The sequence below is a fragment of the Streptomyces sp. NPDC053560 genome (genome assembly GCF_044544605.1).
In the GTDB taxonomy this organism is placed as follows: Bacteria; Actinomycetota; Actinomycetes; order Streptomycetales; family Streptomycetaceae; genus Streptomyces.
In genome coordinates, this window is sequence record NZ_JBITXI010000015.1 from 51825 (window position 1) to 78068 (window position 26244).

Sequence of the window (26244 nt, forward strand, 5' to 3'; positions counted from 1 at the left end):
TCCGACATCGCAGTCTCGGTCAGAAGGTGACTCCCACAGTCACGTCGAAACGACTCCCACTCTCGGATGCAAAGTCAGCCGGCCCTGCGCCGTGCTCGTGGTTGTGGTGTCCGGGGACTCCCGCGCCATCGCCGACACACACGACTGGCGGAGGCGCGAAGACCACCCTCCCGAACCAAAGAAATACAGCCTGTGCGTCGAGTCAGCACCGCCGATGCCTTCGTCTTGCATCAGGGTGAACTGCTGGGTGACTTCCTGTCAGGTGTTCCGGCCGCAGTTCGCCGGATCGCGCGCATCGGCAGTGCGCGTGGTCTCAGAGCGAGGCCCAAGGCAGGGCGGGTGTTGTGATGGGGCAGTTGTTGCAGATGCCAGCGGGCGGTGATGGTTGCCAGGGCCAGAGTGGCCTCGGCCATGGCGAAGGTGTCGCCGATGCATTTGCGGGGGCCCGTGCTGAACGGGATCAGGTTCTGGCGGGGCGGTAGGAGGCGTGCGGGGTCCCAGCGGTCCGGGTCGAATGTTTCGGCGGCATCAAAGAGGTCAGCACGGTGATGAATGATGTAGGGGCTGTAGGCGACGGTGGTTCCAGCGGACAGAAGGTGTCCGCCCAGGTGGGTGTCGGCGCTCACCGCGCGGGTGAGGAGCCAGCCCGGTGGGCGCAGGCGGAGGGTTTCGGTGATGACGCGCCCGGTCAGCTTCAGCTGGTCCATGTCGGCGTAGCCGGAGGGAGCGCCGCCCGCGACCGCGTCGGCTTCCGCGTACAGCCGCTGCTGGATGTGGGGGTGGCGTCCCAGGAAGTCCAGTGCCCAGGCCAGGGTGCCGGCCGTGGTCTCGGTTCCGGCAAGGAAGAACGTGGTGACGGTGTCGATGACTTCCGCGTCGGTGAGGCCGCGCCCGCGATCCTCTTGGTCGTGGGAGGCCAGCAGAGCCGACAGGAGGTCGCCGTGGTCGGAGCCGTCGGCACGGCGCTCGGCGATGATCTCGATGAGGGTGTGCCGCAGGCGGGAGCGTGCACGACTCCATGCGCGGTTGCCCGGGGTGGGCAGCTTGTCCAGCGGCGGAAGTTTGAACATGCGCTGGTAGAAGCTGTCGAAGATGGTGGTGACATCGTCGACGATCTGACTGAGCCGCTCCGCGGGCAGCTCGCCGGAGAACAGGGTCGCGGCCGTCGCCCTGGCAGTGATCGTCCCCATTTCCCTGGGAACGTCGACGATCTGTCCGGATCGCCAGGAAGTGGTGACCTCGTCGATGCAGACGGCCATGGCCTGGGCATAGCCAGGGAGCCGGTCGGGGTGGAAGGCCGGTTGTGTCAGCCGTCGCAGTCGGCGATGCGCGCCATGCGAGCAGGTGCCGAGACCGTCCCCCATCACTTCCCGCACACGATCGAAGACCGGACCGCCCTTGTCGAAGGTACGGTCGTCGAGCAGAACCTGACGGGTCAGCTCCGGGTCACAGATGAGGACAATGGCGAGAGGGCCCACTCGGATGCGTACCAGCTCGCCCAGAGCCGGTAACGAGGTCAGGAAGGCGAGCGGGGCCCGCAGCAGCGGCAGGATATGGCCGATCAGCGGCAGTGCTCCGGGGGCGGTGGGGATCGCACTCGACGTTTTCACGATGACTCCACGAATCTGGGTATCTGGCCATCTGGCTATCTGGCCTCATGTGAGGCATGAGGCTGATGTCTTGTGCGGTGTCGTGGCGTGATCGCTTTCCTGCCCCTCAACAGCGCTGACCGGTCAGGTCTTCCAGATACGACAGCCCCGTTGAGCCAGTGATGTCCGGACGGTAGCGGGCGGTCATGTTGCCCCACTCGTCGTAGCCGCGCATGGCAGCTTTCAGTGCGTCGACGTAGCGGGTGATGCAGTCGCCGTAGGCCTCACCGACCGCTTGGATCACCTCCGGAATCTCCCGGTCGAGTTCCAGGAAGCGGCCCATCATGCGGCCCCCGGCCTCACGGACCACCGTTACGGCCTCCTCATCGGTCGAGCCATGCTCCCGAGCCGTGACCCGGATCAGATTGTTGACCTCCCCGTGGTTCCTTTCCTTGTAGAAGGAGTGGAGGTCGTTACTGTGCGCCAGGATGTCGCACGACAATTGGCGCATGACGCGCAACTGCGGAATCGCCAGGATCTCTTCGGGCACCTCGAATTGCCCCAGCCGCTCGCACAGGTCGGTGGAGGTCTCGGCGCCCACGGTGCAGCGGCGGACGGCGAGGTAGGTGTCCATACGGTGGACGACTCCTCGCACGCGGTCCGTAGCTTCTCCGACGTGCCCGAGAAAGTAGGTTCGCCAATTGCCGGCGGCGCGGTCACGCCAGCCCTGCCCCATGCCCTGAATGCAGCGGCGCCAGATGTCGGCGTACGCCACTGCGACCGGCACGCGCAGGGCAGTGGCGGTGCCGCGTGTGATGTCGACGAGTTGCTCCAGGACGCTGATGACGTTTTCGACGCGATGCCCCAGGTCTGTGTCGAACTGGTCATCGAAGAAAAAGTAGAAAGTCATCGTGTCGACGGCGAGATCGACATCCTCGCCGGTGGCATAGGGCCAATACAGGCAGGCCAGTTCGGGAAACCGGCATGCACTCCAGTACGTGGCTGCCTCGTTGCTCGCGATCATGCCTGTCCGAACCGCCCACTCCAGTCCATGTCTGCGGGCCCGGCTCAGATCGGGGCTGATCCGGTGCGGGAAGGGCATGTGCAGGCCAGATGTCACCATTCGGCTTTCCCTCGGAGCAGATGCTGGATAGTGAGCGACACCTCGCGCCGCACAGCTCTGACAACCCGCTGAATTCGCCCCTGAAAGGATTATCGACGAGCAGGTCGCCTCCATTGCACTTAACCTGTTGCTCGCTGCACAAGAGAGCACGGAAATAAATGCGCGCACGATGCGCACCGTGTGGGCCTGGGGCAATCCGGCGTGCGCCCCTCAATGCCCCGAACGCCGTCCGCGGCGCTGACCGGCCGCGAGCCCATGCCCCCGGCCCAGGGCGCCCGTTCGCTGCCCGGGAACGATGAGGCGGCGCGGTCGGGCACGGGCCGATGCGCCTGCCCGGGCGCACGGACGACGGTTCTCCCGCCCTGGCCAGGGCGGGAGAACCGTCGTCCGTCGGCTTCAGCGCCGGCTACGGGTGAGGACCCGCACCCCTCCCCTGAGATCCGCACTCAGCGGAGGGACGGGAAAGGGGAACGGTGGCCTCACCACGAGGCGCCGGAGGTGGTGACGGTCAGGCGTAGTGCCAGTAGATCGTTATGGTGGGGGTGGAGTTGGCGGGCAGGTCCTGCTGTTCGCAGAAGTCGATGACGACGTTGTCGCCCTGACCCAACGAGGCCTTGTTGCAGTCCGTCGCGATCTTGCCGGGCACCTCCGTCTGGTGCTGCGTGGCCGCCTGGGAGACGCCGATGGCGGCCCCGGAGAAGGCCAGGACGGTGGCGCCGAGAACGGCTGCCCGCTTGAACTTGCGCATACTTTTCTCCCTTTGCTGTACGTACACGGTGGGCACGCCAGGAGGCGACCGCCACCGTTCCCATGGGGCGGCGTGACCGGTCCGGTGTGGCTACGCTGCGCGCTTGGGACACCGCACGGACCGGAATGCCGGAGGCCGGCGGAGCGCCGACCGGCCCCGGGGCGGCCGCATTCTTCGACCGCGTGGGCTCAACTCCTGCCCGGCCCTTCTCGGGCAGGCTTCAGTGGTCAGATCAGTGGTGGTGGGACGTTTAGAAGTCGTACGGCTTGGCGGTGCTCCAGTTCAGCACGTCGGCCTCGTTCCAGCTGAACTGCTGCTTGGCGCCCTTGAGGGCGACCGAGAAGGAGGGGCCCACCTGGCCGTCCGCGCCGCGCAGCGCGAGGGAGAAGGACTGCGCCGTGTGGTGCCCCGAGCCGTAGTCGAAGAGGTTGACCGCGCTGTAGAGCTTGCCCCCGGGCTGGAGGGTGAGGTGCTTACCTCCGCTGCCCGGCTTGTCCTTCTTGGAGTGCGGCAGCGCGGCCACGTCGACGTCGCCGCCGAGCTTCACGGACGGGTAAGAGGTCACCCAGCACGGCTTGGCTCCCTCGTTGGAGGCGGTGACCAGCAGGTGGTCGCCCTGCTGCCCGGCGAACCGGTGCACCGCGGTCAGCAGCAGCTCATCCCCCCGGCACTGCTGGACACCGGCCGCCTGGCCCTTGGCCGCGGCCTCCTGCGTCCCGCCCGGGGCGGCCTCCGTGCGCACGTCCCCCGTACCGGCCTTGCTCTCCCCGCCCGTGGCGGACTGGCTCGCGGCGCGGTCGCCGCCCGCCGCCTTCGCACCGCTACCGTCGGCACCGCCGCAGGCCGTCAGGCCCAGCGCCAACGCGGCGGTGACGCCGGCCAGAGTGACGGCACGAATCCGGGAAGCACGCATGATCAAGAATCCCCTGCTCTCGGTGCGGGAGCCTTCGGTGATCGTTCCCGCGGTGTGGACACCACCCTTCCCCCAGCCACTGACGTCCCGGAAACGCCTCACTCACGTCCCACCAACACACCGCCCGGGCCGCTCCGGCCGGCCTCGCGGTGCGCCTGACGGCGACTGCCGTCTCGCTGGGCGTGGCTGCATCTGTGACCGGCCAGAAATACGACGGCATGCGACAAGCAGGACACGGGGGAAGCATGACACTGGTGATCGGGACCGACCGGGCGGGATCGCAGCGCAGGCGCGTACGTGTGGCCCGGCAGGCCCGGCTCGTCGAAGCCGCGGTGAGTCCGCCAAGTGTTACGCCTCTTGCGATGTGCCTGTTCTTTCAACTTTGTTGCTCAGTACGGTGGTTCAGGGACCTGAGCCTCTGGGGGGACTGACGTGACGGACGGGATGGATCTGGCGACTACTGCGGTGGAGGCGGTGGCGCAGGCGGCTACCGCTGCGGCGACTGCGGCGGGCAGTGCGATCGGCGGCATGACCGTCGATCTGGTGCGCAGCCGGTTAAGCAGCGTTGACCAAGGAGAAGAAGCCGTATTGGCGGTGGAAGAGACACCGGACGATCCCGATGCGCGCTCGCGGTTGCGCGAGAAGCTGTCGCAGGTGCTGTCCGACGATCCGGCATTCGCCGCGTATCTGGCGAGCGTCCTGGCCCAGCCCAAACCGACCGAGCCGCGCGCCATTGTCGGCAGCATCAATGTCGACCGCGGCAGCCGGGCCCGCGGTACCTTCGTGCTCGGAAATCAGGCTGTCACCAAGATCCGCAGGGGCGATCCTGGGGCGCTGGTTGCTGTCGTCGCGGTGGTCATCGTCATGGCTCTGGCCGGCTACGGCATCGCTCGGCTGGCCACCGGGGACGACGGCCCGCCGTCACCTGACGCTGGGCACAGGGTCACCGCGCTCAGGGACTCCGCCATGGTCAAGGCTGTCGTACCCGATCTGCACAGTATGCCGAGCGGCTGGACCAGCAGTTCTCCGGCATCTCTCACCTCGGGTACTGCTGCCTGCGATGACCTGGGGGAAGACCAGTGCGAAGGGCTCCTGAGCGTGGTCGAGGCATCCTTCGACAACCCTTACGACCAGTCTGCGGACTTCGTGGTTGCTGCCTGGGCTTCGGCCGACGACGCACAACGCTTCTACGACCGCTTCACCCAGCAGGTGAAGAAAGCGAGCGAAACCACGCCGGTGGCCATGCCAGCCTTCGGCGACCAGTCGCTCGCCATCGAACGGTCGGACGGAATGAACAAGTCGGGCGAGGCGTATGTGCGCGTGGGGACCACCGTTATCGCGGTGTCCGAGGGAAAAAGCGAACACGTTCATTACGCGAACTACCAGCTCAGTATGTTGAAGGCGCTGACGCAAATGGTGACGGAACGCGCTCAGGAGGCCCAGGACGGCCGCACCCCTACCGCGGTGACGCACGGCACATGACCAGCTCGCGTGTCAGCCGCGCAGGTCTGCCGGGGCACTCAGACCGCGACGATGCACAGGCGTCTGCGGGAGCATCCGGGGTTGCTGACCGACTGTTCATGCTGGGCGGTGGTGAGCTCCGCCGGGGTCTTGCGCAGTGGGCAGTCGGCTCGGTGCACCCGCACCGGTCGGGGCTTGGTGGAGTCGTGGATGCGGAAACGCTCCAGCGTCTACCGCTCCTGTCTCCGCGTCCGGCGCCGATGCGGGATCTTGGACCCGCGCGGCCGCGCGGGGGTAGTGGCGCTGCCGAGCTTCCGAACGGTGTCCGCTGTCGCCTGCGCCGCTGCGCGACTGGGCTCTCGTCATCGACGTCTGCTGCGGCGCATGAGCCAGTCCGTCAGGCGCGACCGGCGATGACGCGGTGGCGGGGACGGAGGCGGTGACGTGGGCCGCCGACGAAGACGGGATGGCGGGCGACGTACTTGACCACGTAGCCGCGGCCGGCTTTGCCGTCGACGGCGGTCCCCACAGGGCGTGCGGGATCGGTGCGGCGGTGCCGTCGATGAGGTCCTGGGCGAGCTGGTGGACATCAGCGCGGCCGCGGCAGAACTCCGGCCGGGCGATGTTGCCCGGGCCCCCGGGAACGGTGGCCGCGAACTCGGCGACGGCGTCCGGATCCTGGCCGAAGGCCTCCAGGAGCCGGACGATCCGCCGCGCCGACGCGATCGCCTGTCCCGCCTTCTCACTGGCCTTCGTCTTACCCGTCCCAGGCGCGCGGCCGGCGGCCGGCGGGCCAGGAACCGTCTTGCCGGCGCCGCGGGTGCCGGGGCGTGGGAGGGGCGGGCAGATCAGCCGCCACTGCCCGTGCCTGTCCCTCAGGTCCGATGACGCAGTGACGCGGCGGCGGCGATGAGTGCGGTGACGTGGTTGCGGTGGTCGTCGTCCCGGCGGGCGACGACGATCCGGCTCGGTCCCGCGTCGGGGACAGGGATGCACACGATGCCCGAGGGTACGGGCGTGATGAGCGAGCGGGGCAGGACGGCGACGACGCGGCCGATCCTCACCAGAGCGGTGAGTTCGTTGGCATCGGCGACCTCGGGACCGCTGCCGCCGCCGGGGACGCCCGGCCACCTTGGGAAGACCTCATTGCTGAGGTCTTCCCGGGAAATACTGTCGCGCCCGGCGAGCCGGTGGTTTTCGGGGAGGACGGCCACCCGGTCCTCGACGTGGAGGGTTTCGGTGGCCAGCCCTCCGAGGTCATCGAACGGGGCGTAGAGCAGGCCCGCGTCGGCGCGCCCGTCGCGCAGGTGATCGGTGCGGTCGGTGGCGCCGCTGAAGAGGATGTCGACCCGCCGGGCACCGGGCTGCTCCGCGTAGGCGGCGAGGATTCCGGAGAGCAGGTTCGCGTCTCCTCCGGGTTTGATCACGAACCTGAGCGGTGCGTCGTCGGCGGCGCGTTGGGTGTTCTGCACGGCGACCGTCATCGCGTTCAGCGCATGCCGACCGTGCTCCAGCAGGGCCGCGCCCGCGGGCGTCAGTACGACGCTGCGGCTGGTGCGGTCGAAGAGCGTGACGCGCAGCCGGGCCTCGATGCGCTTGATGGTCTTCGACAGAGCGGGCTGCGCGACGGCGAGCCTGTCGGCGGCGCGGCCGAAGTGCAGCTCCTCGGCGACGGTGACGAAGTACCGCAGCTCCCTGACCTCCAACAGATCCATTCCTTCAGGTTATCGAATGCTCGCGGAAGAGGTCTTGGACGCGGCCGGATATCCGGTGGTCATATGGAGACATGATGCAGCACACCATGTTCGTTCAGTTCACCGAACCGATTCCCGACGCCGACCTGAACCAGTACCTCGCGGACCTCGAAAAGGCCGCGAAGGGCACCGGCATACTCCAGACGTTCGCCGCACAGCGCCATATCCCGGTCCCCGGCGAGGAGCAGATCCCGGCGTTCATCGCCACCGCCGTCGTCCAGCTCGGCGCCGCCGACGTGGAGGCGCTGGGGACGCTGTTCGCCGCGCCGGAGGTCGGCGAGGTCTTCGACACCTGGCGCACCCGCTACCCGTTCAAGGCGGCGTGGGCGAACCACGAGGCGCTGGCGTGAGCGACTTTTCCGGCAGGGTCGGCCTGGTCACCGGGGCCGGCAGCGGGATCGGACGCGCCATCGCGTCCGGTCTCGCCCGCCGCGGTGCGGCGGTGGCGGTCCTCGACCTGGAGGAGGCCGCGGCGCGAGAGACCGCCGAGGAGATCACGAGGGCAGGCGGGCGGGCGATCGCCGTCCCGGTCGACATCGCCGACGAGGACTCCGTCCGGTCGGCGATCGGCCGGACCGTCGCCGAGTTCGGGCGGCTGGATGTGGCGGTCAACAACGCCGGCGTCCCGTCGAGCGGCCGGCAGCTGACCGGGATGCCGGCACAGGAGTGGGAACGCGTGCTGCGGATCAACCTGACCGGCACGTTCTTCTGCCTCAAGCACGAGATTCCCGAACTGCGCCGGGCCGGGGGCGGAGCGATCGTCAACATCGCCTCCGGCGGCGGCCTGTACGCCATCCCGCTGTCCCCGGCGTACGTGGCCGGCAAGCACGGCGTCGTCGGACTCACGAAGGCTGCCGCCGTCGACTACGCCGCCGACGGCATCCGGGTCAACGCGGTGGCCCCCGGGATGACCCGCACCGCACACCTGGACCGGGCCACCGAGGGAACCGGGATGGTCGCCCAGCACGAGGCACTCACCCCGCTCGGCCGTCTCGCCACCCCGGACGAGATCGCCGACGCCGCCGTCTGGCTGTGCTCAGGCGAATCCTCCTACATCACGGCAACCACGCTGGCGGTCGACGGCGGACGCCGCGCCTGACCGCACGAACAGGACGCCGCGCCTGGCCACAGGAACAGGGCAAGGGAGACCGGACATGCCACGGATCACCGCCGTCGAAGAGCACATCGCCACCGATGCGTTCCTGGACACCGCTCACCGCCTCGACGCCGTCCCCGGCGACCAGGCCGAGACAGACTTCATGCGCACCGCCGAGCGGCAGAGCCCGATCCGGACAGCCCTGACCGACATCGACGCGAGGATCGCGGCGATGACGCCGCCGGTCAGGCGGTGGCAGTGCTCAGCATCAACCCGCCGGGCGTCCGTCCCTACCCCGCGGCCGACGCCGTCCCGCTCGCCCGGACCGTCAACGACTCCCTCGCCGGCCTGGTACGGGCCCACCCCGACCGATTCGGCGCACTCGGCACGGTCGCACCGCAGGACCTCGAATCCGCCGCAACCGAAATCCAACGGATCATGGGCCCGCTCGGCCTGCACGGCATCATGATCAACTCCTACACCGGCGGCCACTACCTCGACAAGCCCCACTTCGCCCCGCTCCTCGAATCCGCCGAAGCCCACCGGGCGCCGATCTACCTGCATCCACGCTTCCCGAGCGCTCTCGGCCCCTACGACGCATACCGCATGCAGGGCGCGATCTGGGGCTACCAGGCCGAGGCCGGCCTGCACGCCATGCGGCGAGTTCTCAGCGGCGCCCTCGACCGCCACCCGGACCTCACGAGCGTGCTCGGCCACCTCGGCGAAGGCATCCCGTACTGGCTGCGCCGCATCGACAACCGCCATGCCTACGCAAGCCACGTGCTCGCAGCCACCGGCGGCATGCCTCGGTTACGCCTCACCCCCAGCGAGTACTTCCGACGCAACTTCGTCCTCACCACCAGCGGCATCAACGACCGCGCCGTGCTCAACCTTGCCCTCACCGCCGTCGGCGCGGACCGCGTCATGTTCGCCGTCGACGCCCCCTACGAAGACACGAACGACGCGGTCGCGTTCCTCACCGACACTCCCCTTACGGACGCGCAACGGGCGGGCATCAGCCACGCAACCGCCGAACGCGTCTTCAACCCCCACTGATCTGCAGCCGCCGACACACCGTCCGACGTGACCGCCGTGGAACTGGCCTCACAACAAGCGTGATGTAGACCGGCTCCCGTGGCATGGGCGGCATGATCGACACCTACCAGGCGGGCTGCTCCAGGCATCGTGCGGCGCGTCAAGGCGCAGCAGGTGGTGCCCGTGTTGGCTAGGCCTTGGCCGGTCCATGCCAGGTGGCGGGTGTCTGATGCACGGGGACACACCATCGGTGCATGACTGAGGAGGTCGATTCCGCAGGCGCTCTTGCGTGGGTATCGGTGAGCGGATCAGCGGTGTGAGCAGGGCTGCTGGGCCCCAGCGCCTCATCCACGTCCTGGACGGCGAGCCCGCCTGCTTCGAACCCCTGTGGCGAGCCGCCGCCCACCAGCCGGTCACCCCGCAGCCGGCCCGCAGCGCACCGCCCGCCATCCCCTCCACCGCCCCCACCCACGGCCGGATCTCCGACCTGTGCACCGCCTACAACGCCACCCTCAAAACCACCACCACCCGCCTCTTCCCCACCCGACGCATCCTCCCCGCCCCCATCCCCACCCTCGCCCACCCGGGCCTGTAGGAACGGCACCACAGCAGGCACCACAGCACAGAGATGCCGACCGCCTCCAAGCGGTCACGCCGCGGGCGGTACCACCCTTCGTCGCACCGCCCGCACAACACCAGGCTCAGCGCGAACTTCCGGCGGTCCGCCCGCTCACCGAGCTGAGGCTGTCCGGACGTAGCACGAGGCGTGCAGACGGCGAGGCCTGGTCATCTCACGCGGTGGTGTATTCGACGGTGATGTGGCCGCAGCCGCGGGCGTACTGGCTCAGGGTGTCCTGCTCGGTGCGGTCGGCGGTCAGCTCCCAGCGAAGCTTGGTGCCCACCCAGTCGGCGAGGTAGGTGCAGCGGGCGTCAACCGAGGGCGGCATCCACTGGGCCGGGTCCTGGTCGGCCTTGGACCGGTTGGTGCGGGCGGTGACGGCGACCAGGGAGCGGTCGGCGTCCAGGGCGTTGGCGTAGGCCTGGCGGCGCTCGGCGGTCCAGTGGGAGGCCCCAGCTGGCAGGGAGCGTCATGCGAAAGACATATGCGTCGATGGCGCTGAGGGGCCGCACTCCGTCGGCGCCCGGGGTCCCGGCGGCCAGCAGGTGCGCTGCTCACGGGATGTCGGTTACGGTCGTTGCATGTCCACGCCCCGAGTTTCCTAGCCAGGGACCCGCTTCCACGCCAGAAGTGTGCCCTTTAGCTTTCTCGGAGCGTTACCCCATGATTACCGTTCGCGGTGTCGAGCTGCGCGCGGGCGCCCGCCTGCTGCTCTCCGACATCTCCTTCTCCGTCTCCCCCGGCGACCGCATCGGCCTGGTCGGCCGCAACGGCGCGGGCAAGACCACCTTGATGACCACCCTCGCCGGGCAGGCCACGCCCGCCGCCGGGACGATCACGCAGATCGGCCCGGTCGGCCTGCTGGCCCAGGACTCCCGCGCGGCCGACCCGGCCAACACGGTGACCGACCGGATCCTGTCCGCCCGCGGCCTGGACCGGGCCCTGCACACCCTGCGCGCGGCCGAGACCGCCATGGCCAGCGCCGCCGGGCCCGCCGCGCTGAAGCGGGCCATGAGCGGCTACGCCCGCGCCGAGGCCGCCTTCCAGGCCGGCGGCGGGTACGCGGCCGAGGCCGAGGCTGCCCGGGTCGCAGCCGGTCTCGGGCTGCCGGACCGCGTGCTGGGCGAGCCGGTCGGCGCACTGTCCGGCGGCCAGAAGCGCCGGGTGGAACTCGCCCGCATCCTGTTCGCCGGACACGACGGCACGCTGCTGCTCGACGAGCCGACCAACCACCTGGACGCCGACTCCGTCGCCTGGCTGCGCACCTTCCTCCAAGGCCATCAGGGCGGCCTGGTGGTGATCAGCCACGACACCACGCTGCTCGCCGACGTCGTCAACCGTGTCTTCCACCTCGACCCGCAGCGCGCCACCCTCGACATCCACAACACCGGCTGGAACAGCTATCTCACCCAGCGCGAGACGGACGAGCGGCGCCGTGCCCGCGAACGGGCCAACGCCGAACGCAAGGCAACGGCCCTGCACGCACAGGCCGACAAGATGAAGGCGCGGTCGGCCACCGCCGTCATGGCCAAGAGCATGGCCCGTCGCGCGGACCGGATGCTGGCGCAGCTGGAGCCGGCCCGCCGCGCCGAGAAGGTCGCCAAGATCCGGTTGCCCGAGCCCGCTGCGTGCGGGCGGACGCCGCTCGGCGCCGTCAGCCTGTCCAAGTCCTACGGCGGCCACCAGGTCTTGGACCGCGTGGACCTGGCCGTCGACCGGGGCAGCCGCCTGGTCATCCTCGGCCTCAACGGTGCGGGCAAGACCACCCTGCTGCGCCTCCTGGCCGGACAGGAACAACCGGACGCCGGGCGGGTGGTAACCGGACGCGGACTGCGTCTGGGCTACTTCGCCCAGGAACACGACACCCTGCGCGCCCAACAGACCGTACGGGAAAACCTGCGCGCCGCCGCCCCGCACCTCACCGACGGTGACGTACGGCGCGTACTGGGCACGTTCCTGTTCTCCGGCGACGACGCCGACAAACCAGCCGGGGTCCTCTCCGGCGGCGAGAAGACCCGCCTGGCCCTGGCCGGCCTGGTCCACTCCGGCGCGAACGTCCTGCTGCTGGACGAGCCGACCAACAACCTCGACCCCGCCTCCCGCACCGAGGTCCTGGCCGCGGTCGGCTCCTACCCCGGCGCGATCGTGATGGTCACCCACGACGAGGGCGCCATCGACGCCCTGCGCCCCGACCGCGTCCTGCTGTTGCCGGACGCGGACGAGGACCTGTGGAACGAGGATTACTGGGACCTGGTCTCCCTCGCCTGACCACGACCGCCCCGCCCCGGGCCGGGCCACCCGGCCCGTGCCGTACCGGCCCGGGGGTGGCAGAGCCGATCGACGGCTGCGCCGCCACCGCAGCCGTCCCCCCGAGAAAGTGACACAGCCACCCCGCGGGCGGGTTCTGGTTCTGGTGTCCAGCAGACGTGCGCCAAGACGCAGTTCAGCCGAGGCCGCGTCGGGTGAGGCGACGCATACTGTGAGCGCGGGTACCGAAAGCGAGCTGCCAGAGGGCACGAACGCCGGCCCGGGGAATGAGCGCGAGCGGCTCGCCGATAACCGGGACCGCGCCGCGGAGCATCGGGAGCGCCTCGCCGATGCCCGGGAGCGCCTCGCGGACCGGCGGGAGCAGTGCCCCGACGAGCGGAGTCCCAGGCCGGCAAGCGGACGGACCGGCTGGAGGAGCGGGAGCGCCGGCTCGAGGCGGCAGCCCGGTCGGGCGGCGCGAACCCCGGCGACGGGCAGCGGAGGGCCGAGCGGGTGCAGCGGTCACGGGCTGCGCTGGACGCCGCCTGGGCCCAGCTGGACAGGGTCGAGGAACAAGTGCTGCGCGACGATGCGGGCGAGCGTCGGGAGCAGCAGGCGATCGACCGGGAGACGGCGGCAACGGAGCGGCGGGCCGCTGGGTGCCGGGCGGCTGCCGTAGCCGGACCCGGACGAGCGGCTGGCCAAGCTGCGGGCGCGGTTCCTCGCGGCCGGGGCCGACCTGGCCCGTACGGCCGACGAGATGGCCGCCTGATGGGACCGGCACCAGCACACCCGTGATCAGATCGTCACGCCTCGGGCCCGCTCACCGCGGTGAAGGAGAGGCCCTCCCACCGCGGGCCTCGCCGCCGTTGCGCTGACAACGACGGCCCGCGCAGACACTCCCGCGGACCGGTTTCTCACCGGCTCCGGCCGGCTTCCCGTCTGCCCGCAGGCCCAGCGGCCGGCGACCTCCACGGCCGCATGGCACGGTCAGGCCCGCGCAGCGCCGTGACCCGCCGGCCGCGCACCCGCTTTCCCCGCCCACCTCTCACCCACCACTTCAGGGCAGGGCAGCGTACGGAGGGTTGTCGGCGTTGCCGGTGTCGCTTACCACGGGCTCTGACCTGCTGGTTTGCTGGCGCGTCACGCGCAGTGGTGCTACCTCCAGCACAACGGTGTGCACAACCGCGCGTGCAAGGGCTGTGGTGAGCGCCGACGCGGCTATGCGAGCCAGAGGAGGTCGGTGACGCGGACGTCGCGCAGCTCGGGGTGCAGGGTGTAGCTGATGAGGACCGGCAGCCGGTGGACGTCGACGTTGTAGCGGTGGCGGGCTGCTGGTTACCCGGCCCAGGTGATGTCCAGGACGGACAGGTGCTGCGCGGGGCGGTTGACCCAGCAGATGACGGGCAGCGGTCCGATGGAGGCGCAGCGGACGTCTTCGCCTTCGGGGTCGCTGCGGTCCCATTGGGGCCAGCCCCAGGGGGTGCGGGTGGCGATGTCGAGGACGCCGCGGGCCATTTCCTGGCCGTGGTCGGGCAGCTCGCGCAGCACCTGGCCGGCCTTCACGGACAGCCGGACCGACCAGGCCGGCTCGCTCACCGGCGGGGCCCGAGGACGTCTTCGAGGGCGACGAAGTCGGAGTCGTCCCGGCCGGAGTCGAGGAAGGCGTCGACGGCCGGCGCGGTGTCGAGGCGGACCTGCCATTCACGAACGACGTCGTACAGCGGGGCCAGGCTGTAGCTGTGCCGGGAGTCCTCCAGCACCCCCGCCCAGTCCCGCTCGAACGCCGGCACCCAGCGCTCCGCGCGACGGTCGGCGCGGATCCGCGCGAGCAGCTGCGCGGCGGCCGCCGGCGGCGAGGTCGGCGGCGAGGCGGGCGCGTGCCCGGGAGTTGCGCTCATGAGGTCCTCCAGGCAGGTCTCGCTCCACCGTACGCGGCCGCGGTGGGGCTGAGGGAGGATTCGGGCCGCCTTCCCTACCAGAGCTCCGGGCCGGGCTTGGCCGGGCGCATCAGCTCCTGGGCGGCGGCAAGGTCGGCGACGATCGCGACCAGCTTCCAGCGCTGTCCGTCCCAGCGGACCACCACGCGGGGCGCGTCGGGGTCGAGGTGGGCTGCCCGGGGCGGGCCGGAGGTGAGGGGGAGGGCGCGCATGCGTCCGGGCTGGTACGTGCGCTGCAGCAGGCGCCGACCGACGCGCGCGTCACCGGCTTCACTCATCGTCACCGCCCTGGTCCTGGTCGTCGCCGGGGGTCTTCGATGGGCATTCCGCCGATGGCTTCGCGCTCTTCCTCGGTGAGTACGCCGTTGCTCTCGGCGTCTTCCCGCGGCATACCGGCAGTGTCCCGCGCACCGCACGCCGTGCCAACCCTGCCGTTTTCAGACGCCTTTGGGCGCCATGGATAGCAGTCACCTACGGCGCTGAGCCGAAGCTCAGTAGTTGTCACCGGCAGAACCGGATGTCGTGGCGAATGAGACCGGACGAAGCAGCGTGTTTGCCACCAACAAGGCACGCAGCTTGTCACAGCTGCTCACTCAGCAGCCTTTCTGTCACCGGTCCCGCGAGCAGCGGCTGGAGGGGTGCGCGGCCGTTGGCGCTCGCCCCGCGGTCCGAACATGATCAGGTCACTCGACCGGACCGCCGGGACTGGAGTTCACCACCCCGTGCGGGGGGCGGGTGTCGAACTCGGCGACGTCTCCGGAAGCCAGGATGAGGCTTGGTCGCCGAGCGCCAGCCACAGCGGATCTCCCCGGCGAGCTTCGCCGCGGGCTCCAGCTCCGGGCGGCTGCTGGCACGTATGAAACACGCGGAGGCGAAACCGACCTATCGCCGCCGATCTCCACGTTGCCGCCGATCTCCACGTTCCGTCGGCTGGTCACCGGTGGGGCCGGAGTCGGGCCGGCGCCGGGTGGCGTGGAGGGAACCGAGCAGGTTGAGGGACTGGGCGCTGGGGCTGCCTGGTTCGGCATGGTAGATGACGAGCTGCTGGCCGGGCGTCTCGCGTACGTCGAATGCTTGATAGGTGAGAGTGAGCGGGCCGACCTCTGGGTGGAGGAAGCGTTTGGCGTCCTGTGTTTTGCCTCGCACGGTGTGGGACTGCCAGAGGCGGGTGAAGTCCGCGCTGTGCTCAGTGAGGGTGCGCACGAGTGCGCGCAGCCGTGGGTTGTCCGGGTCGAATCCGGTTGCCTCGCGAAGGTTGGCGACGGTGGCCTGTGCTGCCCGGTCCCAGTCCGTGAAGAAGGTGCGGCCCGCGGGGTCGAGGAAGGTCATGCGGGCCAAGTTGTCCGCCGGTTCGAACGGGGCGTAGAGGGCATCGGCCAAGGCGTTGACGGCGAGAAGGTCCAGGGTCCGGCTCATGACGAACGCCGGAGTGTTCGGGTAGCCGTCCATCAGCTGTCGCAGCGCTGGGCTGACCCGCTCGGCGGCGTGGACGGAGGGCCGTTCGCTTGGCGTGGCTCCGGCCAGCCGGTACAAGTGCGCGCGGGCGTCCGCGTCGAGGCGCAGCGCGCGGCTGAGCGCGTCGACCACCTGGGGTGAGGGGTGGCGTTCGCGGCCTTGTTCCAGGCGGGTGTAGTAGTCGGCGCTCACTCCGGTCAGGACGGCGATCTCCTCGCGGCGTAGTCCGGCGACCCTGCGGGCTCCGTAGCTCGTCATGCCGACGTCCTGCGGCTGCAGGCCGGCGCGGCGTGCGCGCAGGAAGTCTCCCAGGTGGTTGTCGTCCATGTGGTCAGGCTAGGCGGCGGCCCGGCGTGGGGGGGGGGGGGGGGGGGGCCCCCCCCCCCCCCCCCCCCCGGGGGGGGGGGGGGGCCCCCCCCCCCCCGCGGCGGGGGGGGGGGGGCCCCCCCCCCGCGCCGGGGGGGCCCGGGGGGGGGGGGGGGGCGCGCACCCCCCCCCGGGGGGGGGGGGGGGCGGGGGGGGGGGGCGGGGCGCGGGCGGGGGGGGGGGGGGGGGCGCCCCCCCCCCCCCCCCCCCGCGCCCTGGTTGGTGGCCGCTGACCTGCCCAGACTCGGTGGAGCGGGATAGATCGCACCATTCGAGGAGAGGAGTCCGCCATGGCCGGGACCGTGGAGAGCGACCACGTCGACGTGGTCGGAACGTGGGTGACCGCGGATGGCCACATCCGGCAGGAGCTGCTGCCGGACGGCCGCTACGACGAGGCCCGCGGCGAGCGGCGCAGCGCGTACACCGGCCGGTACACGGTGACCGGCAGCCACCTGGACTACGTCGACGACACCGGGTTCACCGCCACAGGCGACATCCGGGACGGAGTGCTCTATCACGAGCACCTCGTGCTCTACCGGGAGCAGACGTCGTCGTAGAGCAGGCCGGGCCGTGGCCGCCCTGGTCACCGGGGCGCATCCGCCGTCGGCGGACCAAGAAGCCCCGGCACAGCAGTCAGCCAGTCAGCATCAACGAGAACCAAGGACCACATCCATGACAGGACAACGACTTGACGGCAAGGTCGCGCTGATCACGGGCGCGACCGGCGGCCTCGGCACAGCGACCGCCGAACTCTTCGCCCGCGAAGGCGCCCGGCTAGTGATCACCGATGTCGCCGAAGGCCCTCTGCGGGAGCTGTCCCAGCGGATCGGGGCACGCGGCGCAGAGGTCGTCGCTGCCCGCCTCGATGTCTCCTCCGCGCGGGAGTGGGACGAAGTGATCACCGTCGTCCGCGACCGGTTCGGAACGCTGGACGTGCTCGTGAACCTCGCCGGCATCCTGGACTGGCCAGGGGTCGAGGACACGCGGGAAGAGGCGTGGGACCGCGTCATCGAGGTGAACCAGAAAGGCACCTGGCTCGGCATGAAGGCGGCGATGCCGCTTCTGCGTGCGAGCGGCAACGCCTCGGTGATCAATACCTCGTCCGTACTCGGCCTGGTGGGAAGCGGTGCGGCTGCGGCCTACCAGGCGTCCAAGGGGGCCGTGCGCCTGCTGAGCAAGACCGCCGCGGTCGAGTACGCTCGGCAGGGGGTACGGGTCAACTCGGTGCATCCCGGGGTGATCGCCACGCCGATGATCCAGGACCTCCTCGACGACCAGGGCGACCGGCAGCCGGACATCCAGCGCACCCCCATGCGCCGAGCCGGCCACGCCGACGAGGTCGCCCCCGCGATCCTCTTCCTGGCCTGCGACGACTCCTCGTTCGTCACCGGCTCGGAGCTGGTGGTCGACGGCGGTCTCACCGCGCACTGAACAGCCCGGCCGTACGACGGTCACAACGGCCTGCCGTGCACGCCGCGCCCCGGAGCGCGCCCGGTGACAATACGCCTGCCTGACAACTACCGTGCTTCGGCTCAGGCGCCCATGATGTACGGAATTCCCGTCCGTGCGGCTCAGAAGGAAACGTCGATGTAGTCGATATCGGAGAATTCCACTTCGAGGTTTTCGGCGCGGCGTCCGCCGTCCTTGAAATAGATTTCCTGCAATCCCTCGGCGACGATACCGCGCATCTGCTGGTCGCTGGCGCCCTGCTGCTGCGCATCGAAGAGGCGGGCGGCGTAGGCGGGTGGGAGGTGGACGGTCAGCCGGCGGACCCGGCCGTCGTCGGTGGTGCCGATGGGGGCGGTGTAGCCGAAGCGGGCGCGGGTTTCGATGGTGATGCCGGCGGTGGCGGCGGCCTGCTTGCGGCGACGCTGCCGCACCCGCGGCTGCCACACCTTGGGCACCTCGCGGCGCAGCGCGTCTGCAAGGCGCTTCTGGGGCGTCTTGCGCTGCCCGGCGAGGTAGCGCTCCACCGTGCGCTGGGAGACGCCCAGACGGGCCGCCACGGCCCGTGTGGAGCCCTTCTCCGCGCGCACCAGCAGCCGGATCTGCGCCAGCGGCGTCTTCGGCGGCTCCCGCGTGAACGCTTCGCGGTCAGCACGCTCCAGGGCGTCCTCGATCTCCCCCACGACTTACTCCCCTTCGTCCAGGACGGCATCGCCGCCCTTGATGTGCCGGGCCGGGTTGTACTGCTGCTCCATCAGGTCCACCGCCCACGCCATGGTCTGCACGCCTTCGACCTTCGCCAGGCCCGGAGTGGGGCCGAGGCGGAAGGAGCCGGGATACGGCTTGCCGTCGGGGGTGCGCGGCAGGAAGTCCAGCGGCGACGGGCCGGGGCTGGGGTAGACCACGCAGTCGGAGAGCACCGCGAGCGGGTACAGGCCAGAGGCCTCGGCGGTCTTGCGCATCTTGCGGTGCATGTTCACCCGCGCCTTGGAGATCACCGCGGCGCGGATGTCCGGGCGCCAGGTGGGGCGTTCCAGGGCCGGCCAGCGCTCCCCGTCGCGGTAGTGGCGGCCCTGGGGGCGCTCGCGCAGCTTGCCGATGCCGCCCTTGACGGTGGACTTGATGGCCGCGAGCACCGCGGCGAGGCCCGGGTCGAGGCTCTTGTGCTGCTCCATGGCGGCGAGGAAGGCGGGCTCGTCGAGGTCCCCTGTGACGCCGAGGTCGGCGAGGGTGTCGACGTAGGCGGTCTTGAGGCGGTCGTGCCAGGGGTCCAGGTACGGGCCGGTCTCGGTACGGATGTAGGCCTCGATCGGGGCGACGTCGTAGCCGAGCTCGACCGCGTACGCCACGGTCGGGGTGGCGTACCAGGCCGGTCCGTCGGGGCGCCGGCCGGACGGCGTGAACGGGCTCGGCAGACGCGGGTCCAGCTCGATGTGGGAGAGATCGACCAGCCAGGAGCCGGGGGCCTTCTTGTCGAAAACGGGCCGGTCAACATGGACCGGCTCGCCCAGGCCGACGCTCAGGCGGGCGGCCGCGGCGAGGAAGGCGGTGTTGATGTCCAGGCCCACCGCGTGCGGCAGCAGGCACTCCTCATCCGAGAGCAGCGCCACGTCGCGCACCCACTGGTACGCCTCCTCGTCCAGGAAGCCGCCCTCCCAGCCCTGGGCGACCGGGTGCTCGGTGGTGGCCTCCGGCGGCGCCGGGTCGACCGGGGCGGTCAGCGCGCCGGGGTTCGTCCCCGACACCCACGCGCCGGTCGCGTCGTCCTTGACCGGGCGCGTCGGCGGGCGCAGGGCGGTCATCAGTTCCAGGCCGGAGACGGCGGTGGAGCCGCGCGGGGTGAGCACGCGGGTGGCGTAGGCGCCAAGGACGCGGGCGAGTTCGGCCGGCGGCAGCTGGTCGGCGCCGGGCCAGGCCCGGGCGTCCAGGGCGTCCCAGGACAGGACCGCCAGCTGCACGCACTGCCGCCGGCCGGCCGTAGCCGGGCGGTAGATACGGGGCCACGGGCCGAAACCGCGCCGGGTCAGCTTCCACTGCGCGCGGGTGAGCTGCTTGACCACCGGGTGGTCCTCGGGCAGGCGCAGGGAGCGGCGGGCCTCAGGCCCCTCCAGGCGCTCGGGCAGACCAAGACGGACGGCGGCCGAGGCGGTCAGCACGATCAGCGGGTCGGCGTCCTTGCCGTGGCGATGCAGCCGCGGCGCACCGAGACCGGACTCGGTGAGGGTCCAGTCGACCAGCTGCGAAATGGTCTTCGCCGGGCAGTCCAGCACGACGCCGCCGGCGCAGTAGGCGTTGCCCTCGCCGTCCAGCACCGCCAGCGGACCGTGCGGGAAGCGCGGATCGGCGACCGCAGCCGGGGCGAGCCTCTTCGGCGTCGCCTTCTTCGCGGCCGGCCGCCGCGGTGTCGGTGTCCTGGCCGTGCTGATGGCCGTGCCGTTCTCCCGGCGGGCGCCGGCGTCGGCGTTTGTCGGGGTGGAAGTAGGGGGCGCGGTGGGGGCGGGGTAGCGCTGGGCGAGGCCGTCGAGGAGCCTGCGGTAGGCCTCCAGTCGTTCTGCTCTGGGCTCGGCGCGGCCTGCTTCCCATGCCTGGACGCTGTGTACGCGGGCGCCGAGGGCCTGGGCGACAGCGGCCTGGGTGAGCCCGGCGGCCTCCCGCAGCCGGACCCGTTCGGGCGGAGCGGGCAGCACGGTGCCCTCATCGACGGCGGCCAGGAGAGAGTCGATGGCGGAGAAGAGCTCCTCGGGCTGGTGGTTCATCGGCACTCCCTGCTCCTACCGGACACCTTGGCGGATCTCTTCGAGCCGGGTCATCAGCCGTTGATAGCGCTGCGAGGCGGCCTGGGAGGACTTCATGCCCTGGTACTGGGCGATCTGCCGCCAGTCCAGGCCGCGACGCCGGGCTTCGATGATTACCCGGGTCTCGAGCCGGTCCAGCTGACTGCGCATGTCCTCGAACAGGCTGAGCGCCGCGCCGAGATCGTCCGGAGTCACATCGGGAGCCGGCCCGCCGTCAGGCTGGTGGCCAACAGCGGTGAGCAGCCGGTGGAGCAGGGCGGCGTCCCGCTCCAGGCGGCGCGCCTCGGCCTCCTGAAGGGTGGGATCGCCGACCAGTGCGGACAGTCGTTCGCGGGCCTCGTCCCGAGCAACACGTGCCATACGGCCACCTTATGACATCGAACAATGAAACAACAAGGTGTTGTTTCATTGTTCGACGACAGGCTGTTGAGGGCTGGGCCTGCGGGTTGCAGAGCGGCGGAGGACTGTCAGCGGATGGGCACAACACCGTCGCGGCGTACGGCTGCCCCAAGCCTCCGGGCACCTGCGGCCAGCGCCGTTCAGGGCACGGCGGGCGCTGCGGGCGGATGCAGCGACCGTAGCGCGGCGAGAGTGCCGAGGAGGCGGTGGTCGCAGTGGCGCAGCAGGTGGGCGAGGTCCTCGGGCGGTTCGGCGTGGTGGACCAGGACCACGTCCGTGCTGGTGGTGCGGTGCAGGTGGATCAGGTCCGCCCACTGGGCGGCACAGATTCGGTGGGCGCGCAGATCGTCATCCGCCAGGCCGGGGCGGCCTGCAGAGCGGTGTGGACGGCACGCTCGGCGCCCTCTCCCGCGGCGCAGGTGACCGACGGCCGGGGCACGGTGGCGCCGAGGGCGGCAAGGATGTCGTGCCGCAGCAGGCGGCGTCGGGGGACGACGGTGGGATGAACCACGATGCGGTCGGCCGCCGGGTCGTGGGCGGCCGGCGCGGTACGGGTGAAGCGCACATCAGCGCCGCGGTCCAGGACCACGGCGAGTGGCGGGCGGCCGCGGTGCGCAGCGCCTGCGGTGTGGGGGTCGTAAGCAGACCGCGCCGCACACCAGGACATCGATGCCGCTCCCCCGAACGCATTGACCGGATCCAGCAGGCCCACCCCTCACCCGCCCGCGCTCCGCTCCGCAGCGGCCGACAGGAATTCGCCCCCGGGCGGGAACGGGCCGTCATGCCGTCCTCCCAGCCGACTGAGGCCCAGCGCAGCACATCCCGATCCACGCGGGGCAGCCGGTGCAGGCCAGGCCGATACGCACATGCGCGGTCAGCTGGGCCCAGGCACAGACATTGCCGTGGGCTGCGGAACTGTCGGCGAAGGCAATGCCGCCGGGGTCGGCGGGGTCGGCGGCGGCCCAGATCGGATGGAACAGCAGCATGACCTCCAGAACCTCGCCAGGATGCGGCGGCGCAAGATGATCACCTCCCGGCCCATCCGCTGAAGTCGGCGACGGGTGGTGTGCTTGCTCATTCCGGTCGCCACCCGCGGTCGAGGGGCCGAGGCGTCCGTCAGGGCGAGACTGGCGGATTCAAGGGGCCGGGCGCGGCACGGTACCTCGACGTAGGCGACGCTCGCGGATTTCGCCGCGTCGTACACGGTGAATCATGCAGGCCGTTCGTGCGCCGTTGTTCCCAGTTGGGGCTGCCGCAGCCGCGCCCCGTTCCGAAAGTTTCGAGCATCGTGCACATGCTTGCATTACGGTCCTTCCTCATCGCATTCCATTCCTTGCAACGGTTAGCGTGAGGAGAGGGTTGACCAGCGAAGACGTACTCGCGAAGATCTCTTCTGCCCACAAAAGAGTTTCCGAAAGAATGTCGAAAGTGTTGACAGGGTCATGGCGCTCTACGAAAACTGTGGCCACCGAGCGACAGGAGACCGTCGTTCCCGTTGCGTCATGTGACCGGGGATGGCGGTCGGTTGTTGCGGCACGACGACGGGCGGCCCCCGTCGTGTTCCATGCAAGGCCGCGGGCAGCAAAAGCCGCCCGCCCCGCCAGCCTTCATCGGGAGGATGCATGCATCAGGACGGCAAGCAGCAGGACCAGATCCAGCAGAACCCCGCTCCCTTCAGCGGCTTGAGCCGACGAGGCTTCCTCAGCGGCGCCGGCAGCGTCGCGCTCGCCACCGCGTCCGGGCTGCTGCTGCCCGGCACCGCCCACGCCGCCACCACCATCACCACCAACCAGACCGGCTACGACGGCATGTACTACTCGTTCTGGACCGACGGCGGCGGCTCCGTCTCCATGACGCTCAACGGTGGCGGCAGCTACAGCACCCGGTGGACCAACTGCGGCAACTTCGTCGCCGGCAAGGGCTGGAGCACCGGCGGGCGCAGAACGGTCCGCTACACCGGCTACTTCAACCCGTCGGGGAACGGCTACGGCTGCCTCTACGGCTGGACGTCGAACCCGCTGGTGGAGTACTACATCGTCGACAACTGGGGCAGCTACCGGCCCACCGGCGAGTACAGAGGCACTGTCTACAGCGACGGCGGCACGTATGACATCTACAAGACGACGCGGTACAACGCCCCTTCCGTCGAGGGCACCCGCACCTTCGACCAGTACTGGAGCGTCCGGCAGTCGAAGGTGACCAGTGGCTCCGGCACCATCACCACCGGCAACCACTTCGACGCCTGGGCGCGCGCGGGCATGAACATGGGCCAGTTCAAGTACTACATGATCATGGCCACCGAGGGTTACCAGAGCAGCGGAAGCTCGAACATCACGGTCAGCGGCTGACCTCTGTCCGGCGAACAACCGGTTGCGGGCTCGCCCTCGTGGCGGGTCCCGCAGCCGTGGCCAACTCGCCACCGCGGAACGGGGCGACCGGTTCGACAACCCGCACCTCCACACAGCGATCGACGACATCCCACTCCGACGAGCACACGCCTTGTCCGCGATGACCGCGTCGGGCCCGTGTGACCGGGGCCGCCCGGCTCCGGCCCGGGGCGCCCCAGGCGTCCATGACCTCGTGGAAGACGGTGGAATCGTTGACGCTTGCCGGGCGTGACGACGACAGCCAGGGCAGGCCCCGGCCGCCTACACCTCCCAGACCTGCCACCAGTGCGGTCAAGTCGACCGCAAAAGCCGCCGCACCCGCTGCCTGTTCCGCTGCACCAGATGCGAGCACACCACTCACGCTGACATCGGCGCCGCCTTCAACATCAAAACCCGCGCTACCGAAGCCCACACCTGAGCATCAGCTCGAACTGGGGCAGCAAGCCCAACCTGCCGCCCCAGTGGGCGCGGCCGCGGTGCACGGCGCGTGCGCCGAGCGAGGCTGTTCCCACCGTTCAACCGGCCTGGGCACCCAGCGTCCGCCCGTCGGCCGCCGCCCCGCCGGTGGACGGTGGAGCGCACCCTGAGCCGGCCGAGGCTCCACCGCCGTCCGACCCGCGACCACGAGACCCTGCCCACCCGCTGTGAAGCCATGGCCCACCCGGCACTGACCGACCCGATGGCCCGCCGCCTCACCGACGAGGCCACCGTCTCCTGGCACGACCCGGCAGCCCAGGAGCAAACACCGATTCCGCAATAGAACACCGGAAGAAAACGACCACTGAGCGCCTGCGTAACCCCTGATCCGTGACTGTCCGTCACTGCCTGTGACTGGTGGGCAAGTCCGGTCACTGATGGGGCAGTGCGGGGCGTGTTCGAACGCGGGTGGGGTGGTTCAGGCACGTACGCGGGAGCTTCCGGTCGGCTCTGGTGGTCAGGGGGAGTGAGACGGAGCCTGGCGCTTTGTACGAGCCGAACGCCTCCTTCCGTCGGCAAGGCGGCGGCACTTCGGTCCGTGCTGGAGGTGAGTTCCGTGCCCCAGCCGGTGGGAAGCGTGCTGCGCGACCGCTTCGATGAGCTGGTGACCGCCTCGCTGAAGTCGGTGCAGGTGGTCACGCACCGTCAGTTCGCGCTGGATGACATCGCCCTGGAGACCGAGCCGTTGCGCTCGCACGGCGGTCACCGGCCGGTCGAAGGCGAGGACACGCCGGGCGCCGAGGCCTCGCTGCGGCTCTTCTCCGAAGCGGTCGGCTTGTCCAGGGTGGGGTGAGGATGTGCTCGAAGCGGTCGGCGAGCTTCTCCGGGTTGCGGTGGACCTCGACGGCGCCCCTAGAAGTGGACTGGAGCCCGCGCAGAGTGACACAGCCAGTCATGGCACGTGCCCACGGCGATGGCCGGGCCCGCATTGTGGCTGCACTTCGGTCCACCCTCGATGCCCGGTGGCCTACGTCGCCGCCCGGGGCGGTATGAGGCACAAGGATTTCGCCCTCTGGTACCGCCTACTGGTCTGGCCTGGCCAGTGTCGTTTCGTTCGCGTGGACGGTGTCATCGGCGACGCGACCGTCGTCTTCGACGGGTGAAACGGGGCCGGGCGGGACGACGATAGGAATGACCTGATTCCACCGCGCTTTCCCTAGGAGGAGGAGACGGTATGACATCTCCTTCCGATGCCTCCGTCACCGGAAGTCTGAGTGCCCTGGCGAGCAGGAGCTGGCAATTCGCTCTCACCACGGCCCTGGCCACCATCGCCCTGGGTGTGGTGGTTCTTGCCTGGCCGGGAGAGACGCTGCGGGTCGTCGGTGTGCTCTTCGGCATCTACCTGTTGGTCACGGGTGTCTTCCAGCTCGCCGCCGCCTTCGGCACACACGTCCCCGGGCATCTTCGGGCGCTGCATTTCCTCACCGGGGCGCTCTCCGTACTGCTCGGACTCGTCTGCTTCCGAGGCACCCTGCAGTCGATCCTGCTGCTCGCCCTGTGGATCGGCTTCAGCTGGCTGGTGCGCGGCATCATGATGACGACCACGGCGGCATCCGCCCCAGACATGCCGGCGCGGGGCTGGATGCTCTTCTTCGGCATCATCGGCATACTGGCGGGCATCGTACTGATCGTCCTGCCCGTCACCTCGACCGCCGCGCTCACCCTGACGGTAGGCGTCATGGCCATAGTGCTGGGGGTGGTCGAAGCGTTCCACGCCGTCAGGATCCGGATTGACGCCGGCCGCCTCGCTCAAGGCACTACGCCCCGGCGGCGCCCGCTGTTCCGCCCCCACCCCCAGCACTGACCGCAGAGAGGCCCGGTGCTCCGGCGCGCTCCCGCCTGCCCGGCGTTGCGGGAGTCGCGGCTTTGAACAAGATCCGGGCCCGTCTGGATGGCCGCCGACTGCACGCGGGGACGGGAATTCGACCTGGAGCACCAGCCGGCACCCGGTTGCCGGCTCAGGGCAAGGGCAGCAACCGCCTACGAGTCGGGCCGACGGAGTGTGAGTGGTCGGCCGCTGGCCCGGCCGTACGGTGTGCAAGCGGCCCGCCGATGCTGCGGGATGGGAGTGGCGATGGTTGGCGCCCGGGCAGGTAGGCCGACAGTGGTCGTGGCGAATCCACGCTCGGGTGGTGGCAAGCCCACTCATTTCGGCTTGGCAGGCCGGGCCGAACGGATGGGAGCGGAGGTCTGGCTGATCGACGCCGAGCACGACGCGGCGTCGCTGGCGAGGCGGGCCGTTCGGGAGGGGCGGAGCTGCTGGGCGTCGTGGGTGGCGACGGCACGGTAGCGGCCGTGGCCGCGGTGACCGCCGACGCGGATCGGCCGTTGGTGGTGATTCCGGCGGGCACGCGCAACCACTTCGCCCGGGATCTGGGGCTGGACATCCGCAAT

At 70.3% G+C, this 26244-nt stretch carries 26 protein-coding genes and 4 pseudogenes; 14 read left to right on the top strand and 16 right to left on the bottom strand.

Annotated elements, in window-relative coordinates:
• Nucleotides 1–230: 230 nt before the first annotated feature.
• The 4 genes from ACIGQF_RS31530 to ACIGQF_RS31545 form a co-directional block, all read right to left on the bottom strand.
• Nucleotides 231–1610 carry a cytochrome P450 gene (locus tag ACIGQF_RS31530; protein ID WP_399717348.1) on the bottom strand — a complete coding sequence of 460 codons (1380 nt, stop codon included), beginning with the start codon at nucleotides 1608–1610 and terminating at the stop codon, nucleotides 231–233.
• Between the two features lie 106 nt (nucleotides 1611–1716).
• Nucleotides 1717–2712: a hypothetical protein gene (locus ACIGQF_RS31535; RefSeq protein ID WP_399717350.1), complete on the bottom strand. Its 996-nt coding sequence runs from the start codon at nucleotides 2710–2712 to the stop codon at nucleotides 1717–1719.
• 508 nt (nucleotides 2713–3220) lie between these two features.
• Nucleotides 3221–3460, bottom strand: coding sequence for a hypothetical protein (locus ACIGQF_RS31540; RefSeq protein ID WP_399717353.1), 240 nt, complete (start codon nucleotides 3458–3460; stop codon nucleotides 3221–3223).
• A 250-nt stretch (nucleotides 3461–3710) separates the two neighbouring features.
• Entirely contained in the window at nucleotides 3711–4373 is a 663-nt protein-coding gene (locus ACIGQF_RS31545) for a DUF4232 domain-containing protein (protein ID WP_399717356.1), read from the bottom strand.
• 444 nt (nucleotides 4374–4817) lie between these two features.
• Between ACIGQF_RS31545 and ACIGQF_RS31550 the strand changes: the two genes are divergently transcribed.
• Nucleotides 4818–5855, top strand: a complete 1038-nt coding sequence (locus ACIGQF_RS31550) for a hypothetical protein (protein WP_399717359.1) — start codon at nucleotides 4818–4820, stop codon at nucleotides 5853–5855.
• An 854-nt stretch (nucleotides 5856–6709) separates the two neighbouring features.
• Here the strand turns inward: ACIGQF_RS31550 and ACIGQF_RS31555 are convergent.
• Entirely contained in the window at nucleotides 6710–7549 is an 840-nt protein-coding gene (locus tag ACIGQF_RS31555; RefSeq protein ID WP_399717362.1) for a LysR family transcriptional regulator, read from the bottom strand.
• A 71-nt stretch (nucleotides 7550–7620) separates the two neighbouring features.
• Between ACIGQF_RS31555 and ACIGQF_RS31560 the strand changes: the two genes are divergently transcribed.
• The 4 genes and pseudogenes from ACIGQF_RS31560 (at nucleotide 7621) to ACIGQF_RS31575 (ending at nucleotide 10314) form a co-directional block, all read left to right on the top strand.
• Nucleotides 7621–7938, top strand: a complete 318-nt coding sequence (locus ACIGQF_RS31560; RefSeq protein ID WP_361568469.1) for a hypothetical protein — start codon at nucleotides 7621–7623, stop codon at nucleotides 7936–7938.
• The gene (locus tag ACIGQF_RS31565) at nucleotides 7935–8687 is read left to right on the top strand and encodes an SDR family NAD(P)-dependent oxidoreductase (protein ID WP_399717365.1); all 753 of its coding nucleotides are present in this window, start codon (nucleotides 7935–7937) and stop codon (nucleotides 8685–8687) included. The genes ACIGQF_RS31560 and ACIGQF_RS31565 overlap by 4 nt, the downstream gene beginning before the upstream one ends.
• A gap of 219 nt (nucleotides 8688–8906) precedes the next feature.
• Nucleotides 8907–9740 (top strand): annotated as a pseudogene (locus ACIGQF_RS31570) (amidohydrolase family protein); the annotation flags it as partial.
• 295 nt (nucleotides 9741–10035) lie between these two features.
• Entirely contained in the window at nucleotides 10036–10314 is a 279-nt protein-coding gene (locus ACIGQF_RS31575) for a hypothetical protein (RefSeq protein ID WP_399717368.1), read from the top strand.
• 196 nt (nucleotides 10315–10510) lie between these two features.
• On the opposite strand, the pseudogene ACIGQF_RS31580 reads toward ACIGQF_RS31575, so the two are convergent.
• Nucleotides 10511–10795: pseudogene (locus ACIGQF_RS31580) on the bottom strand (HNH endonuclease); the annotation flags it as partial.
• A 206-nt stretch (nucleotides 10796–11001) separates the two neighbouring features.
• On the opposite strand from ACIGQF_RS31580, the gene ACIGQF_RS31585 reads away from it, so the two are divergent.
• On the top strand, nucleotides 11002–12606 hold the full coding sequence (locus tag ACIGQF_RS31585; RefSeq protein WP_399717371.1) for an ABC-F family ATP-binding cassette domain-containing protein: 1605 nt from the start codon (nucleotides 11002–11004) through the stop codon (nucleotides 12604–12606).
• Nucleotides 12607–13923: 1317 nt separating this feature from the next.
• Here the strand turns inward: ACIGQF_RS31585 and ACIGQF_RS31590 are convergent.
• The 4 genes from ACIGQF_RS31590 to ACIGQF_RS31605 all read right to left on the bottom strand — a co-directional run bounded on the left by ACIGQF_RS31590 (nucleotide 13924) and on the right by ACIGQF_RS31605 (nucleotide 16307).
• Nucleotides 13924–14184 carry a hypothetical protein gene (locus ACIGQF_RS31590; protein WP_399717374.1) on the bottom strand — a complete coding sequence of 87 codons (261 nt, stop codon included), beginning with the start codon at nucleotides 14182–14184 and terminating at the stop codon, nucleotides 13924–13926.
• Nucleotides 14181–14486 carry a DUF6247 family protein gene (locus ACIGQF_RS31595; protein WP_399717376.1) on the bottom strand — a complete coding sequence of 102 codons (306 nt, stop codon included), beginning with the start codon at nucleotides 14484–14486 and terminating at the stop codon, nucleotides 14181–14183. Before ACIGQF_RS31595 ends, ACIGQF_RS31590 begins: the two co-directional genes overlap by 4 nt.
• A gap of 74 nt (nucleotides 14487–14560) precedes the next feature.
• A complete protein-coding gene (locus tag ACIGQF_RS31600) occupies nucleotides 14561–14803 on the bottom strand; it encodes a DUF6087 family protein (protein ID WP_399717378.1) in 243 nt (80 codons plus the stop codon).
• A gap of 604 nt (nucleotides 14804–15407) precedes the next feature.
• A complete protein-coding gene (locus ACIGQF_RS31605) occupies nucleotides 15408–16307 on the bottom strand; it encodes a helix-turn-helix transcriptional regulator (protein ID WP_399717381.1) in 900 nt (299 codons plus the stop codon).
• A 329-nt stretch (nucleotides 16308–16636) separates the two neighbouring features.
• Here ACIGQF_RS31605 and ACIGQF_RS31610 point away from each other — a divergent pair, with 329 nt between their 5' ends.
• Nucleotides 16637–16903, top strand: a complete 267-nt coding sequence (locus ACIGQF_RS31610) for an Atu4866 domain-containing protein (protein WP_399717384.1) — start codon at nucleotides 16637–16639, stop codon at nucleotides 16901–16903.
• Nucleotides 16904–17018: 115 nt separating this feature from the next.
• Nucleotides 17019–17777, top strand: a complete 759-nt coding sequence (locus tag ACIGQF_RS31615) for an SDR family NAD(P)-dependent oxidoreductase (RefSeq protein WP_399717387.1) — start codon at nucleotides 17019–17021, stop codon at nucleotides 17775–17777.
• 140 nt (nucleotides 17778–17917) lie between these two features.
• Here ACIGQF_RS31615 and tpg read toward each other — a convergent pair whose 3' ends face one another.
• From tpg to ACIGQF_RS31645, 6 genes are all read right to left on the bottom strand, one after another.
• The gene (tpg, locus tag ACIGQF_RS31620; protein ID WP_399717390.1) at nucleotides 17918–18475 is read right to left on the bottom strand and encodes a telomere-protecting terminal protein Tpg; all 558 of its coding nucleotides are present in this window, start codon (nucleotides 18473–18475) and stop codon (nucleotides 17918–17920) included.
• A 3-nt stretch (nucleotides 18476–18478) separates the two neighbouring features.
• The gene (tap, locus tag ACIGQF_RS31625) at nucleotides 18479–20548 is read right to left on the bottom strand and encodes a telomere-associated protein Tap (RefSeq protein ID WP_399717393.1); all 2070 of its coding nucleotides are present in this window, start codon (nucleotides 20546–20548) and stop codon (nucleotides 18479–18481) included.
• A 15-nt stretch (nucleotides 20549–20563) separates the two neighbouring features.
• Nucleotides 20564–20947, bottom strand: a complete 384-nt coding sequence (locus ACIGQF_RS31630; protein ID WP_399717395.1) for a hypothetical protein — start codon at nucleotides 20945–20947, stop codon at nucleotides 20564–20566.
• A gap of 179 nt (nucleotides 20948–21126) precedes the next feature.
• Nucleotides 21127–21258: a hypothetical protein gene (locus ACIGQF_RS31635; RefSeq protein ID WP_399717397.1), complete on the bottom strand. Its 132-nt coding sequence runs from the start codon at nucleotides 21256–21258 to the stop codon at nucleotides 21127–21129.
• A 29-nt stretch (nucleotides 21259–21287) separates the two neighbouring features.
• Nucleotides 21288–21653 (bottom strand): hypothetical protein, encoded by a 366-nt coding sequence (locus ACIGQF_RS31640; RefSeq protein WP_399717399.1) that lies wholly within the window; start codon nucleotides 21651–21653, stop codon nucleotides 21288–21290.
• 112 nt (nucleotides 21654–21765) lie between these two features.
• Nucleotides 21766–21972: a hypothetical protein gene (locus ACIGQF_RS31645; RefSeq protein ID WP_399717402.1), complete on the bottom strand. Its 207-nt coding sequence runs from the start codon at nucleotides 21970–21972 to the stop codon at nucleotides 21766–21768.
• A 636-nt stretch (nucleotides 21973–22608) separates the two neighbouring features.
• On the opposite strand from ACIGQF_RS31645, the gene ACIGQF_RS31650 reads away from it, so the two are divergent.
• The 6 genes and pseudogenes from ACIGQF_RS31650 to ACIGQF_RS31675 all read left to right on the top strand — a co-directional run.
• Entirely contained in the window at nucleotides 22609–23334 is a 726-nt protein-coding gene (locus ACIGQF_RS31650; RefSeq protein ID WP_399717405.1) for a glycoside hydrolase family 11 protein, read from the top strand.
• Nucleotides 23335–23638: 304 nt separating this feature from the next.
• A pseudogene (locus ACIGQF_RS31655) lies at nucleotides 23639–23791 on the top strand (zinc ribbon domain-containing protein); the annotation flags it as partial.
• A gap of 153 nt (nucleotides 23792–23944) precedes the next feature.
• Nucleotides 23945–24133, top strand: coding sequence for a hypothetical protein (locus tag ACIGQF_RS31660; protein ID WP_399717408.1), 189 nt, complete (start codon nucleotides 23945–23947; stop codon nucleotides 24131–24133).
• A gap of 273 nt (nucleotides 24134–24406) precedes the next feature.
• On the top strand, nucleotides 24407–24643 hold the full coding sequence (locus ACIGQF_RS31665; protein WP_399717411.1) for a hypothetical protein: 237 nt from the start codon (nucleotides 24407–24409) through the stop codon (nucleotides 24641–24643).
• A 381-nt stretch (nucleotides 24644–25024) separates the two neighbouring features.
• Nucleotides 25025–25654 (top strand): HdeD family acid-resistance protein, encoded by a 630-nt coding sequence (locus ACIGQF_RS31670; protein WP_399717414.1) that lies wholly within the window; start codon nucleotides 25025–25027, stop codon nucleotides 25652–25654.
• 491 nt (nucleotides 25655–26145) lie between these two features.
• A pseudogene (locus ACIGQF_RS31675) lies at nucleotides 26146–26241 on the top strand (diacylglycerol kinase); the annotation flags it as partial.
• Nucleotides 26242–26244 lie beyond the last annotated feature (3 nt).